This is a genomic window from Castellaniella denitrificans (assembly GCF_027214045.1).
GTDB classification, from domain to species: domain Bacteria; phylum Pseudomonadota; class Gammaproteobacteria; order Burkholderiales; family Burkholderiaceae_B; genus Castellaniella; species Castellaniella denitrificans_A.
In genome coordinates this window covers 509,687-523,591 of sequence record NZ_JAPWHE010000001.1, presented here as the reverse complement: position 1 = coordinate 523,591, position 13,905 = coordinate 509,687, and the positions used below count along the sequence as shown (strand labels likewise).

The 13,905-nt window shown below is 69.2% G+C and carries 9 protein-coding genes; 6 read left to right on the top strand and 3 right to left on the bottom strand.

From position 1 onward, the window contains the following. The first annotated feature begins 7 nt into the window (after positions 1-7). A complete protein-coding gene (uvrA, locus tag O4H32_RS02540; protein WP_269356397.1) occupies positions 8-2,866 on the top strand; it encodes an excinuclease ABC subunit UvrA in 2,859 nt (952 codons plus the stop codon). A 6-nt stretch (positions 2,867-2,872) separates the two neighbouring features. On the opposite strand, the gene O4H32_RS02535 is transcribed toward uvrA, so the two are convergent. Further along, positions 2,873-5,593 carry a diguanylate cyclase gene (locus tag O4H32_RS02535; RefSeq protein ID WP_269356395.1) on the bottom strand — a complete coding sequence of 907 codons (2,721 nt, stop codon included), beginning with the start codon at positions 5,591-5,593 and terminating at the stop codon, positions 2,873-2,875. A gap of 385 nt (positions 5,594-5,978) precedes the next feature. Here O4H32_RS02535 and O4H32_RS02530 point away from each other — a divergent pair, with 385 nt between their 5' ends. From O4H32_RS02530 to O4H32_RS02510, 5 genes are all read left to right on the top strand, one after another. After that, complete coding sequence (locus O4H32_RS02530; protein ID WP_269356393.1) at positions 5,979-6,662, top strand: response regulator; 684 nt, start codon at positions 5,979-5,981, stop codon at positions 6,660-6,662. Continuing rightward, positions 6,646-8,076, top strand: coding sequence for a sensor histidine kinase (locus O4H32_RS02525; RefSeq protein ID WP_269356391.1), 1,431 nt, complete (start codon positions 6,646-6,648; stop codon positions 8,074-8,076). Before O4H32_RS02530 ends, O4H32_RS02525 begins: the two co-directional genes overlap by 17 nt. 98 nt (positions 8,077-8,174) lie before the next feature. Beyond that, positions 8,175-9,155 (top strand): Bug family tripartite tricarboxylate transporter substrate binding protein, encoded by a 981-nt coding sequence (locus O4H32_RS02520; protein WP_269356390.1) that lies wholly within the window; start codon positions 8,175-8,177, stop codon positions 9,153-9,155. Between the two features lie 20 nt (positions 9,156-9,175). After that, on the top strand, positions 9,176-9,613 hold the full coding sequence (locus tag O4H32_RS02515) for a tripartite tricarboxylate transporter TctB family protein (protein ID WP_269356388.1): 438 nt from the start codon (positions 9,176-9,178) through the stop codon (positions 9,611-9,613). Next, the gene (locus O4H32_RS02510; protein ID WP_269356386.1) at positions 9,610-11,163 is read left to right on the top strand and encodes a tripartite tricarboxylate transporter permease; all 1,554 of its coding nucleotides are present in this window, start codon (positions 9,610-9,612) and stop codon (positions 11,161-11,163) included. Before O4H32_RS02515 ends, O4H32_RS02510 begins: the two co-directional genes overlap by 4 nt. Positions 11,164-11,181: 18 nt before the next feature. On the opposite strand, the gene O4H32_RS02505 is transcribed toward O4H32_RS02510, so the two are convergent. Together O4H32_RS02505 and O4H32_RS02500 are read right to left on the bottom strand one after the other, a co-directional pair. Further along, a complete protein-coding gene (locus tag O4H32_RS02505; RefSeq protein ID WP_407932604.1) occupies positions 11,182-12,567 on the bottom strand; it encodes a CoA transferase in 1,386 nt (461 codons plus the stop codon). A gap of 210 nt (positions 12,568-12,777) precedes the next feature. After that, a complete protein-coding gene (locus O4H32_RS02500; RefSeq protein ID WP_269356382.1) occupies positions 12,778-13,905 on the bottom strand; it encodes a deoxyguanosinetriphosphate triphosphohydrolase in 1,128 nt (375 codons plus the stop codon).

Below are 13,905 nucleotides of genomic sequence, written 5' to 3'. Positions count from 1 at the left end.
TATCGGCATGGACGCCATCAGCATCCGCGGCGCGCGCACCCACAATCTGAAGAACGTCTCGGTTGACCTGCCCCGGCGAAAACTGGTCGTGCTCACGGGCCTGTCCGGATCCGGAAAGTCGTCCCTGGCCTTCGACACGCTGTACGCCGAAGGCCAGCGCCGCTATGTCGAAAGCCTGTCGGCCTACGCGCGGCAGTTCCTGCAGATGATGGACAAGCCCGACGTGGACGTCATCACCGGCCTGTCGCCCGCCATCGCCATCGAGCAGAAGACCGCCGGCCACAATCCACGCTCGACCGTGGGGACGGTCACCGAAATCCACGACTACCTGCGCCTGCTGTACGCCCGGGTCGGCACGCCCTATTGCCCGGACCACGATCTGCCGCTGCGCGCACAAAGCGTCAGCCAGATGGTGGACCAGGTCCTGTCCCGCCCCGAGAACACCCGCGTGGCCATCCTGGCGCCGCTGGCCCGCGCCCGGCAGGACGACCTGGCGGCCGAATGCCGCCGCCTGCAGGCGCTGGGCTTCGTGCGGGTGCGCGTCAACGGCGCCATCCAGGCGCTGGACGGCGGCGCGCCGCCCGACGGACCGGACGGCCCCTGGGATCTGGACGTGGTGGTCGACCGGCTGCGGGTGCGCCCCGACAGCCGCCAGCGCCTGGCCGAAAGCTTCGAGACCGCGCTCGAACTGGCGCAGGGCCGCGCCCTGGCGCTGGATCTGGACACGGACCGGGAACAAGCCTTTTCCGCCGCCTACGCTTGTCCGGTCTGCGCGCGCGGCATGGGCGCACTCGAGCCGCGCCTCTTCAGCTTCAACAATCCGGTCGGCGCCTGTCCGACCTGCAATGGACTGGGCCAGGTGGAGTCCTTCGATCCGGCGCGCGTCGTCGCCTTTCCCGAGCTGAGTCTGGCCGCGGGCGCCATCCACGGCTTTGACCGCCGCAACGCCTTCAGCTATGCCATGATGGCCAGCCTGGCGCAGCACTACGGCTTCGATCTGGACACGCCGTTCCAGGCACTGGACCCCACCGTACGCGACCGCATCCTGTACGGTTCGGGCAGCCAGGAAATCGCCTTCCAGTATCTGGGCGAGAACGGCGTACCCGCCATCCGCCGCCACGCGTTCGAAGGCATCATCCCCAATCTTGAACGGCGCTGGCGCGAAACGCACTCAAGCGCCGTGCGCGAGGAGCTGGGCCGGCTGCGCCATCTGGTCCTCTGCCCCGAATGCCATGGCGCCCGCCTGTGCTCCGATGCCCGCAACATCCTCATCGGCCAGGATCCCGGCCGGGGCGAGCGGCGCGGCCGTGCCCTGTACGAAATCGAGTCGCTGCCGCTGTCGGACTGCCGGCAGTGGTTCCTGGACTGGGTGCCGGACGGCGCACGGCGGGACGTCGCGGACCGCATCATCCAGGAGATCCGGGCCCGGCTGGATTTCCTGGTCAACGTGGGTCTGGGCTACCTGTCCCTGGACCGGGGCGCCGACACCCTGTCCGGCGGAGAGGCCCAACGCATCCGTCTGGCCAGCCAGATCGGCTCGGGCCTGACCGGCGTCATGTACGTGCTCGACGAACCGTCCATCGGCCTGCATCAGCGCGACAACCACCGCCTGATCGAGACCCTGCGGCAACTGCGCGATCTGGGCAACAGCGTGATCGTGGTCGAGCACGACGAGGACATGATCCGCGCCGCCGACCACGTGCTGGACATGGGTCCCGGCGCGGGAGAACAGGGCGGCTGCGTGATCGCCCAGGGCACCCCGGCGGAAATCATGGCCCAGCCCCAGTCGCTGACCGGGCAGTACCTGTCCGGCGCCCGGCGGATCGCCATCCCGGAACGCCGCCCCGTCGGGCCGGACCAGGCTTGGCTGCGCGCCCTGGGATGCCGGGGCAACAACCTGCAGTCGGTCGACCTGTCCATTCCGGTGGGCCGCCTGACATGCGTCACGGGTGTCTCGGGATCGGGCAAGTCCACCCTGATCAACGACACCCTGGTCACGGCCCTGGCCCAGTCGCTGAACCGCGCCCAGGCCGATCCCGCCCCGCACGAGCGCATCGAAGGCCTGGACGCCTTCGATAAAATCATCAGCGTCGACCAGAATCCGATCGGCCGCACGCCGCGCAGCAACCCCGCGACCTACACGGGCCTGTTCACGCCGATCCGCGAACTGTACGCGGGGGTGCCCGAGGCCCGCCTGCGCGGCTACGATCCGGGACGTTTTTCCTTCAACGTCAAGGGCGGGCGCTGCGAGGCCTGCCAGGGCGACGGCGTGGTCCGCGTGGAAATGCATTTCCTGCCCGACATGTACGTACCCTGCGAGGTCTGCGAGGGTCGCCGCTACAATCGCGAAACCCTGGACATCCGCTACCGGGGCCTGTCCATCAGCGAAGTCCTTGACCTGACGGTCGCCCAGGCGCTGGAGTTGTTCCAGGCGGTGCCCGCCGTGGCCCGCAAGCTGCAGACCCTGGTGGACGTCGGCCTGTCCTACATCCGCCTGGGCCAAAGCGCCACCACACTGTCGGGCGGCGAGGCGCAGCGCATCAAGCTGTCCCAGGAGCTGGCCCGCCGTGGTTCGGAGCGCACCCTGTACGTGCTGGACGAGCCCACCACCGGCCTGCACTTCCACGACATCGAGGTGCTGCTGGATGTCCTGCGGCGCCTGGTGGACACGGGCAGCACCGTGCTGGTGATCGAGCACAACCTGGACGTGATCAAGACCGCCGACTGGGTCGTGGACCTGGGACCCGAAGGGGGCGCGGGCGGCGGCCGGATCGTCGCCCAGGGCACGCCGGAAACCGTCGCCGCCACACCCGGCAGCCACACGGGCCGGTGGCTCAAGGACGTGCTGGCGCCACGCGGCGCCTGACGCCCGTCACGCCGGCGGCGCCACATGTCCGTCCGGCCCCTCGGCCGCCCGGGCGGTCTCCACACGGTTGCGGCCCCCGGCCTTGGCCCGATACAGCGCCGCGTCCGCCCGGCCAACCAGGGTCTCGGCTCCATGCGCGTCGTCCAGGTCCATTTCCGCCACGCCGATGCTGATCGTGACCCGTCCCGACAGCCCATGCGCATGCGTGATGGCCAGTGCCTCGACCCGGGCCCGGATCCGCTCCGCCATCCCTTCCGCCTCATGGACGGCCAGGCCCGGCAGGATCACGGCGAATTCCTCGCCGCCGTAGCGGGCCGCCAGGTCTCCCGGCCGGCGCACGGACTCGAGCAGGATCCGGGCGATCTGGCACAACACGACGTCGCCCGCCGGATGCCCGTACTGGTCGTTGTAGGACTTGAACCAGTCCACATCCAGCATCAACAGGCTCATTGGCCGCCTGTCCCGCCGGGACCGTTCGCCTTCCCGCGCCAGCACCTCATCGAAATGGCGGCGATTGGCCAGCCCGGTCAGGCCGTCGGTCAACGACAGACCGACCAGGCGCTGATTGGCCTGCACGAGCGCCTGCGTGCGCTCGGCCACCTGGCGCTCGAGATCCTGGGCATGACTGCGTTGCCGGTCGGCCATGCGCTCCAGCGCATGCGCCAGGACCACGACCTCGCGCACCGGGCTGCGGACCGAAGGGCTGAACCGGCCGCCGCCGCCAGCGAGATCCTCCGCCCAGCGGCTGAGGGCGCGCAAGGGGCGCGACAGCCACCAGGCCGCCAGCAGGGCGGCCACGACCCCGACCACCCAGAAACCCAGGATCAGCAGGCCGATGCGGTTGAGGGCTCTTTCGGCCGGTTCGGCGTAACGGCTTTCCGGCAATGCCAGGGCGATGGTGAGCATGGGGCCATCCGGCAACTGGATCGACTGCCAGCGTGCCAGGTACCGACGGCCTTCGGATTCCATGGACTGCCGGCCCGCGACCCGGCCCGCATGGAGAATGCGCGCGCCCAGCAGGCGGATCTCGGGCGACTCGCTCTGGTCCGCCAGGACCCGGCGGGCCTGTCCGCCGTCCAGGTGATAGATCGGTTCGCCGCCGGAACTGGCCAGCAGCGCGCCGTCGGACTCCGTCAGAAAGGCGATGCCGCCGATCCGGGCCATTTCCGCGCGCAGGAACCGGCTGATCTGGGACAGCGCCACATCGGCCGTCAGCACGCCGGCCAAGCGGCCCGCCTCGTCGCGCAGCGCGACCGACATCCCCATGCCCATGCCCTCGAAGAGGCCGGCGGGGTCATTCACTGCATAGCGGTAGGCCGGATACCAGCGCAGGCTGTCCGCCTGCAAGGCGGCCTGGAACCAGGGCCGGACCCGCGCATCGTAGTGCGGATTGCCCGTCCCGGCCGATGTGCTGCGCCTGTTGTCGTCGTCGACCTGATCGATGCGCAGTGCCCCCCCGGGTACATCGGCCTGCAGGATGCGCAGGCCGCGCTCGGCCCCCATCGGCGGGCGGCCCGCCCCAAGATATCCGCCATCGGCCGTGCCGACGGACAGCAGCGTCAGCAAGGGCTGCTGGCGCAATTGCAGCAGGAAACTGCGCAACAGATCCTCGCGCCTGTCCAGGCTGGCCAGTCCGCTCTTGAACTGGCCGGCGTTGAAGGTCGCGGCCGCGCGCGGCACTTCGAAGAAGTCGATCACCTTGTTCCTGAGCTGATCGGCCAGTTCGTCGACCTGTTGATGCTCGAGATCCTCGACCGCCTGGATCGAGGCCGTGAACACCAGCCAGCCCGCCAGGCCGACCATCAGCGGCATGGGCGCCAGGGTGGCGATCAGCAGCAGCGTGCGCAGGGACGCCAGCCCGTCCCGGGCGGTACGCTCACCAGGCCGGAAACGCCACGCGCCGCCGTGATACAACACCGCCAGCAGCAGGAGCAGCGTCACGGTCGCCCCCACCCCGCGGATCAGCCAGGCCCGCGTGGGGTCGTAGGCCAGGCCTTCCTTGGGCGCCGCGGCCAGTTCCCAGGTGGCGTCCGGCAGCGCGATCACCGCCGGGACATGCGCCTGGTCGAACAGCGCCATGTCGCCGAACAAACCATAGGCGGGCCGGCCGTCCTCGCGGCTGCGTATCGCCAGGTCGAACAAGGTCTCCGGCCCGATCAGCCCGGCGCGGCGCAAGGTGTTTTCCAGATCGACCGTCAAAGCCGTCATGCCGCGGTAGCCGTCGCCTGCGGCATGCGCATCGAAGATCGGCGCGCGGAAGATCAGGCCAACGCGTCCGGTCTGCACCAGACGGGTGGATCCGTCGATCACGGGCACGCGATGCTGGATCATATAGGCGATCTTGGCCATGAACTGGGGGCGCAGGCCATAGTCCAGGCCGATGACGGGCTCGTTGCCGATGATCGGATAGACCTGCTCGATCCGCAGCTTGCGGACGAACACGATGCTGCGGATGTCGGGACGGGCCTGGACCATGCCGGGCGCGATCGAGGCGAACGGGCCCGCCTCGGCGCCGGGCGCGTCGGCCAGCGCGGCGGCCAGGCGCCCGTTCAGATTCTGCAGCGCCCGCAGATCGTCGTGAAACCGGGCGACGCGGTCGTCGAACTGCTGGCGTACACCGGCCATGACGCGTGCCGCGCTGCGGGAACGGTCATAGTGTTCCGCGCCCAGCACGGCGGCGACGCCCAGAAGGCACAGCAGGATCACGATGGACAACGTGCGTTTCAACCTGTACCTCCGGTGCCCAAGCCCTGTTTCCGGCAGTTTCTCATCCGCATACATTTTGCGCCACTAGGAAACATGCCCCCCACGCCGCGCAGCCTGCGGCCGCTTGCTGCCCCCCCGAGGGGGGTGCATTTTGCCTTGGGGCGGCCCGGCGGCAAAACACCGCCCCCCACGCCGCGCAGCCTGCGGCCGCTTGCTGCCCCCCCCGAGGGGGGTGCGTTTTGCCTTGGGGCGGCCCGGCGGCAAAACACCGCCCCCCACGCCGCGCAGCCTGCGGCCGCTTGCTGCCCCCCCCCAAGGGGGGCGCGTTTTGCCTTGGGGCGGCCCGGCGGCAAAACACCATGCTCCACCTCGCGGCTTGCAAGCCGCTCGGTCTATGATGGGCGATATGCGCATCCTGCTGATCGAAGACGAGTCCGAGCTGGCCTCGTGGCTGGCCCGCGGCCTGGCCCGCCACGGCGGATTCATGGTCGACTGGGCCGACGACGCCGAGCTTGCCGAACGCCGCCTGGCGGTCGAGGAGTTCGACGCCATCATCCTCGACCTGGGGCTGCCGGGAATGGATGGTCACGAATTCCTGCACCGCCTGCGTGGGCGCGACAACCGCTGTCCGGTGCTGGTGCTGACCGCGCGCGACTCGCTGTCCGAGCGCATCGGCACACTGCACGAGGGCGCCGACGATTTCATGCACAAACCCTTCGCCATCGAGGAACTCGAAGCCCGGCTCCATGCCCTGATCCGGCGCAGCAGGGGCCGCGAACACCCCCGCTGGACGCTGGGCGACCTGACGCTGGACATCGGCGGCCAGCGCTTCCTGCATCACGATGAGGCACTGAGCCTGTCGCCCCGGGAATACGCGGCACTCAAAGTCCTGATGCAAAAGGCGGGGGAGCCGGTGGCCAAGCACCACATCCTGGAACGCATCAGCCCGGACGACACGACGATCAACCTGGAGGCCATCGAGGTCCTGGTCCACCGGCTGCGGAAAAAACTGGCCGGCACCGGCGTGCAGATCGTCACGCTGCGCGGGATGGGCTACTGCCTGGAGCCGACGCGTGACGCACCCGGCTGAGCGCCGGCCCGGCAGCCTCCGGTCCCTGCTGCTGTGGATCCTGGTGCCGGCCCAGTTGCTCGTCCTGAGTCTGGCCCTGTGGTTTTCCAGCAGCCAGCTGCACCATCAGGTCGATCTGGCTTACGACCGGTCCCTGGCCGGCGCTCTGCGCGCCATCGACCACAACATCTCCACCGCCAGCGGCGGCCTGTCCGTGGAGCTGCCCTACCTGATGCTGGAATTCTTCGAACTCACCGCCAACGACTCGGTCTACTACCGGATCCTGACCGAGGACGGCCTGGCCGACATCGGCAACCAGAATCTGCCGCTGCCCGACACGCGGCTGGCCTCGAACGCACCGGTGTTCTACGACCGCGACTACCTGGGCGCGTCCATCCGCATCGCCGCCCTGGCCCGGCCCATGTCGCCACCGCTCTACGGCCAGAAGCAGGGTCGGGTCATCGTCATGGTGGGCGAAGACCGCGGCGGTCGTGACCAGATGATCCGCGACATGATGATCCGCAACATCGTGCGCGACCTGATCGAGGTCCTGGCCTCCACCGGCCTGATCGTCGTCGGCGTGCTGGTCGGCCTGCGGCCGCTGACGCGCCTGTACCGCAAACTGAAGGACCGGGCGCCCGACGACCTCAGCCCGATCTCCGCGCCGGAACTCCCCCGCGAAGTCCGGCCGCTGGTGGATGCCGTCAACCAGCATGTCGCCCGCCATGCCCGCCAGGCGCGCCGACAGCGCCAGTTCCTGGACGATGCCTCCCACCAGCTCCGCACGCCGCTGGCCATCCTGCATACCCAGCTGGACTATGCCTTGCGCGAATCCGACCCGGCCGAGGCGCGCGCCGCCCTGCTGGCCATGCGCGGCGGCCTGGACCAGGCACAGCGCACGGCCGCGCAGATGCTGGCGCTCGCCCGCGCCCGGGAGGCCGACACCGACGCCAGCCCGCCCCGGCCGGTGCCGCTCACACCGCTGGCCCAGGACGTCATCCGCCAGCTCTACAGCCTGGCGCGCCGGAAGCGGCAGACCGTCGCGATGGACGGCGGCGAGCTCGGCGCCACGGTGACAGGCATCGAATGGCTGCTGCGGGAAGCGCTCGTCAACCTGATGGACAACGCCATCAAGTACTCGCCCGAGGGGGGCGCCATCACCCTGAGGATCGAACGCGCGCCCGATGGCATCGTCCTGAGCGTGCGGGACACAGGCCCCGGCATGACCGAGACCGACATCCGCAAGGCGGGACGGCGCTTCCGCCGGGGACAGGCCGGCAAACGCGCGCACGGCGCTGGCCTGGGCCTGGCCATCGTCCATACCATCATGCGGCGGCATGGCGGCGTCCTGCGCATCGAGGCCGCCATGCCCGGCGTCCAGGTCTCGCTCATTTTTCCCGCCGCTCAGGGTTTTCCCGCGAAATCGTCTGTTTGAAAGCCGGCGGAAAGCTTGGCCGGCCTAAGGTGTCGCCAACGCGCGCCCCCGACATTCCATTCCAACAGCGCGCTCCCCGACATCCAAGGAGACCCGCCATGAAATCCCGTTCCCTGTCGCTGCTGCTGGGCGGCGCCCTGCTATCCCTGGGCCTGGCGGCCCAGGCCGCGCCGACCAAGCCGGAATGCATCGCGCCCGCCAACCCCGGCGGCGGCTTCGATCTGACCTGCCGCCTGGCCCAGGAAGGCCTGAAGGCCTCCGGCGCCCTGGCCGACCCGATGCGCATCGTCTACATGCCCGGCGGCATCGGCGCCGTCGCCTACAACCATGTGATCGCCCAGAAAGCGGACGATCCCAATTCCATCGTGGCCTTTTCGGGCGGTTCGCTGCTGAACCTGGCCCAGAAGAAGTTCGGCCGCTACAACGTGAACGACGTGCGCTGGCTGGCCGCGGTGGGCGCCGATTTCGGGGTGGCCGTGGTGCGCAACGACTCGCCGTACAAGAACCTGAAAGACCTGATGGCGGCCTTCAAACAGGATCCGAGCAAGATCGTCCTGGGCGCGGGCGGCACCGTCGGCAGCCAGGACTGGATGAAAGCGGCGCTGACGGCGCGCGCGGCGGGCGTGGACTATCGCAAGATGCGCTTCGTGGCCTTCGAGGGCGGCGGCGACGCGATCACTGCCCTGCGCGGCGGCCACATCCAGGCCTATATGGGCGACGCGGCCGAGGCCTTCACCATGCTCGAAGGCGGCGCCCCGATCCGCGTCCTGGCCGTGTTCAACGACGAGCGCCTGCCGGGCAAGCTGTCCTCCGTACCCACCGCCCAGGAAGAAGGCTTCGACATCCAGTGGCCCATCATCCGCGGCTTCTACGTCGGTCCGAAGGTTTCGGACGCCGACTACCAATGGTGGGTCGATGCCTTCGACAAGACCCAGGCTGACGCGTCCTTCGCCGCGATCCGCGACAAACAGGGCCTGTTTCCCTTCAACAAGTCGGGCGCCGAACTGGACAAATACGTCAAGGCCCGCGTCGCCGACTACACCAAACTGGCCAATGAATTCGGCCTGATCCGTCAATAAGCCAGGCTCCGGACCCCGCCATGAGCGATCGCACCCTGGGCTTCTGCGCCCTGATCTTCGCCGGCCTGATGGCGTGGTTCGGCCACGACCTGCAGGCCCCTTTTTCCTATGAACCGGTGGGCCCGCGGGCCTTCCCGATGCTGGTCGCCCTGATCATCGCCCTGTGCGGCGCCTGGCTGATGTTCAGGCACTGGCACGACCGCCGCGCGGGCGAGCCGATCGACTGGCCGCGCCTGCTGCTGATGGTGGCCTACGTCTTCGGCTACGCCCTGCTCTTCGAAACCCTGGGCTTCATCATCGCCACCGCCGTCGTCACCGTGCTGATCGGACGCCTGTTCGGCGGCGGCTGGGGCAAGATGATCATCGGCGGCGTCGTGATGGGCGTGCTGTTCTTCCTGCTGTTCGACCGGGCGCTGGACGTCGTGCTGCCCCTGGGCCCCCTGGAGTTCCTGTCATGAGCCAGATATTCGACCATCTGAGCATCGGCTTCGATGTCGCCTTTTCCTGGCTGAACCTGCTGGTCGCCGCCCTGGGCGCCTTTCTGGGCACCCTGGTGGGCGTGCTGCCGGGCCTGGGGCCGATCAACGGCGTGGCCATGCTCATCCCCATCGCCTACGCCCTGAACCTGCCCCCGGAAACCGCGCTGATCCTGCTGGCGGCGGTGTACGTGGGCGCCGAATACGGCGGACGCATCAGCGCCATTCTGATCAACGTGCCGGGCGAAGCCAGCGCCATCATGACCACGCTGGACGGCTATCCGCTATCGCGCAAGGGCCTGTCCAACGTGGCGCTGTCGCTGTCGGGCTGGTCGGCTTTCTGCGGTTCGCTGGTGGCCACCATCGGTGTGATCGTGCTGGCCCCCCTGCTGGCCCGCTGGGCGCTGGCCTTCGGTCCGGCCGAATACTTCGTGCTGATCGTCTTCGCCTTCTGCTGCCTGACCAGCCTGCTGGGCCGCCAGCCGGTCAAGGGCACGCTGTCGGCCATGCTGGGCCTGGCCATCGCCACCGTGGGCGTAGACGCCAATTCGGGGGTCTACCGCTACACCTTCGATTCCGTCCACCTGTTCGACGGCATCGATTTCGTGGTGGTGGTGATCGCGCTGTTTGCCATCGCCGAACTGCTGGAGCTGCTGGAATCCACCATCCGGGGCGAAGCACCCGAAGTCCCGCCCAACGAACGCAAGCTCTTCAACCTGAAGGAACTGCTGTTCACGAAATGGACCGTGCTGCGCAGCGCCGTCCTGGGCTTTTTCATCGGCGTGCTGCCGGGCGCGGGTGCCAGCGTGGCATCGGCCGTGGCCTACTCCAACGAAAAACGCTATCAGGAAAGCCGCGATCCGGACGCCTGCTTCGGCTCGGGCGACCTGCGGGGCGTGACCGCGCCGGAAGCCGCCTCGACCGCCTCGGCCGTCGGCTCTTTCGTGCCCATGCTGACCCTGGGCGTACCCGGTTCCGGGACCACTGCCGTGATGATGGGCGCGCTGACCCTATACAACATCACACCCGGCCCGGTGCTGTTCGACACCAAACCGGAGCTGGTCTGGGGTCTGGTCGCATCCTTGTTCATCGCCAACGTGCTGCTGTTCCTGATGAACATCCCCATGGTGCGCGTCTTCTCGAAAGTCCTGTCGTTGCCGAACTGGCTGCTGGTGCCCGGCATCCTCTGCATCAGCTACATCGGGGTGTACGCGATCAACGCCGGCACTTTCGACCTGACCATGGCCGCCTTCCTGGGCCTGGTCGGCTACCTGCTGCGCAAGGCCGGCGTGCCGATGGCGCCGATGGTGCTGGGGGTCGTGCTGGGCGACATGATGGAACAGAACCTGCGCCGCGCGCTGTCGATCACCAACGGCGAACTGCACATCCTGTGGGACAGCCCGATCACCCAGGGCCTTTGGATCGTCTCGCTGCTCATCGTCGTCGTCCCGCCCCTGCTGCGCTGGCGACGCGCGCGGCGCCGCGGGAAGGGCGAAGCCGTGGACGACGATCTGGTCGCCGCAGACGACTGAGGCCTGCTCACACGCCGCTCACCACCAGTCCGGAGGACCGCTGCGCAGCGGCCCCGCCGGCAGGTCCCACCCCCAGCGGGCGCCCGCGACATGGCAGGGCGCCCGCAGTCTTTGCACGGCCCCCCAGGCGGTCTGCTCGACCGCCGGATCATAGACCGCATCGGGTGCGTCCCCCAGGCCGTTCCGGGCCACCGGCGCGGCGCCGGCCGCCTCCTGCAGCAGGCGCGCCATCCGCGCCAGCGACACGCGCCAGCCGCCACCCAGGCCGGTCTCGCGCCGCAGCGTCAGGCCGCGCAGCGCACAGGCCGCCATCAGATAGCCCGCGGACTGGTCGAGCGCCTGAACAGGCAGTGGATCGGGCGCCGCATCCGCGCCCGCCCAGGCGATGCCCGCGCTCATCTGGACCAGACTGTCGAATCCCCGGCGCGCCCGCCAGGGGCCGGTCCAGCCCCAGGCATCCAGGCAGACATCCACCAGACCGGGCCGGATGGCCTGACGGGTCTCGGCGTCCAGCCCCAGCGCGTCCAGTGCGCCGGGCCGGTAGCCATGGACCAGCACGTCGGCCCGGGCCAGCAGTGCCCGGAACCGCTCCATCCCATCGGGACGGCGCAGGTCCAGGAAGGCGCAGCGCTTGCCCACGGTGACCTCGGGCACCATGCCCGGTTCGTCCCAGCCCTCGGGATCCAGGCGCAGGACCCGGGCGCCATAGGCGGCGAGGAAGCGCGTGGCCACAGGCCCGGCCAGCACGCGGGTCAGATCCAGGACCCGGATCCCCGCCAGCGGCCGCCCGGGGTCCGGGTCGTCCAGCCATCCGGCATCCGGCGTCCCGGCCAGGCCAGGCAGGCGATGGACCAGCGGCTCCGCCGCGACGGCGCGCCCCTGGGGATGGTCGAGCCAGGCCTGCGGCGCGCGCAGCGCGGCCGCGCAGCCACCCCGGTCCACGATGGCGTCTTCCAGCGCCCCGGCGGACTCGCGCCGGATCCGGTCGGCGACGACAGCATGGACAGCATCGTCCGGCAGTCCCAGCGCGGCCAACGCCCGACGGCGATGATGGGCCGCGTTGGCATGCAGGCGAATCCAGCCGTCGCGCGCCGCATAGTCCCCCGTGACGGCGTCCCGTACGTCCGGCAGCGTCCAGCCCAGCGGCCGGATGCCAAAGCCGAACCACCATGAAGCCAGTGACCGGTCGACGTCGGCCGCAGGCGGTTCCCCGGGCCGTGCCCACCGCGCCAGCATCAGCGCGGCTGCGCCGATGCCGGCGCAGGCCAGCCCGCTGACCGGATAGCGCGAGGCCAGGCTCGCCCGGCCCTCCACGCGCAGCGCGTCGGGCGGCGTGTCCGGGTCCAGCGCGGCCAGCAGCCGCCGCAGCATGTCCGTGTGATCCGAGGGTGCGATGACCATGATGCGTCCTCCTCTGTTCAACAGTCCGCAGGGGACTGCCCCAAACCGGGACAGCTCTCCACCTCGCAGTCTGCAGACTGCTCGGATTAGCCAGGCACGAAACAGTCCGCAGGGGACTGCCCAAGACCGGGACAGCTCTCCACCTCGCAGTCTGCAGACTGCTCGGATTAGCCAGGCACGAAACAGTCCGCAGGGGACTGTTTCGTGTCCAGGCTAATCCATCCGGTAGATGGCTCGGTGTTCGCGGATCGCGTAGCGGTCCGTCATGCCGGCGATGTAGTCGGCGATCGCGCGCGCCTGGTCCACCGGGTCTTCACGCCGGTATTCGTCCGCCAGCAGGCGGGGGTCCTCCTGGAACGCCCGGAACAGTTCCCGCACGACGCGGCGGGCCTTGCCCGTCATGCGCATGACCTGGAAATGCCGGTACAGATTCTTCAACAGGAACTGCTTGAGTGCGTCCGCCTGGACGCGGACCTCGTCGGAAAAAGCCGCCAGCGGTGGTCCCGCCCGGACCTCGTCCACCGATTGCGGCCGCAGACGGCCGAGACGGTCCGCCGTGGTGCGCGTCAAGTCCTGTACGAGCGTATTGATCATGGCGCGGATGACCTCGGACACCAGACGCTTGGGATCCACCCCCGGATGACGGCGCAGGACCTGCTCGTGATGCGCGGCGAAGATGTCCACGTCCAGCAGTTGCCGCACCGTGATCAGGCCCGAGCGCAGGCCGTCATCCACGTCATGATTGTTGTAGGCGATCTCGTCGGCCAGGTTGGTCAGCTGGGCTTCCAGGGACGGCTGAGTACCGTCCAGGAACCGCGCGCCCACATCGCCCAACCGCCGCGCATGGCCGCGCGAACAGTGCTTGAGGATGCCCTCGCGGGTCTCGAAGCACAGGTTCAGGCCATTGAAGGCCGCGTAGCGTTCCTCGAGTTCGTCGACCACCCGCAAACTCTGCAGATTGTGCTCGAAGCCCCCCGCCTCGGGCACCCGTTCGCGCAGGCAGGCGTTGAGCTCGTCCTGTCCCGCATGGCCGAAGGGCGTGTGGCCCAGATCGTGGGCCAGGGCGATGGCCTCGGTCAGATCCTCGTTCACGGCCAGGTTGCGCGCCAGCGTGCGCGCGATCTGCGCGACCTCGATGCTGTGCGTCAGACGGGTGCGGAACAGGTCGCCCTCGTGATTGAGGAAGACCTGAGTCTTGTATTCCAGCCGGCGGAAGGCCGAGCAATGGATGATTCGATCGCGGTCGCGCTGGAAATCGGTGCGGCCGGCGGGCGGCGGCTCCGGATGGCGCCGTCCCCGGGACACATCCGGGCGGCAGGCATACGGTGCCGGGCCGGCCAT

What these genes read in the sequence shown, in the direction of transcription:
- uvrA (WP_269356397.1), top strand. Translation starts at nt 8, where the DNA reads ATGGACGCCATCAGCATCCGCGGCGCGCGCACCCACAATCTGAAGAAC.
- O4H32_RS02530 (WP_269356393.1), top strand. Translation starts at nt 5,979, where the DNA reads ATGCGCATCCTGCTGATCGAAGACGAGTCCGAGCTGGCCTCGTGGCTG.
- O4H32_RS02520 (WP_269356390.1), top strand. Translation starts at nt 8,175, where the DNA reads ATGAAATCCCGTTCCCTGTCGCTGCTGCTGGGCGGCGCCCTGCTATCC.
- O4H32_RS02515 (WP_269356388.1), top strand. Translation starts at nt 9,176, where the DNA reads ATGAGCGATCGCACCCTGGGCTTCTGCGCCCTGATCTTCGCCGGCCTG.
- O4H32_RS02510 (WP_269356386.1), top strand. Translation starts at nt 9,610, where the DNA reads ATGAGCCAGATATTCGACCATCTGAGCATCGGCTTCGATGTCGCCTTT.
- O4H32_RS02500 (WP_269356382.1), bottom strand. Translation starts at nt 13,905, where the DNA reads ATGGCCGGCCCGGCACCGTATGCCTGCCGCCCGGATGTGTCCCGGGGA.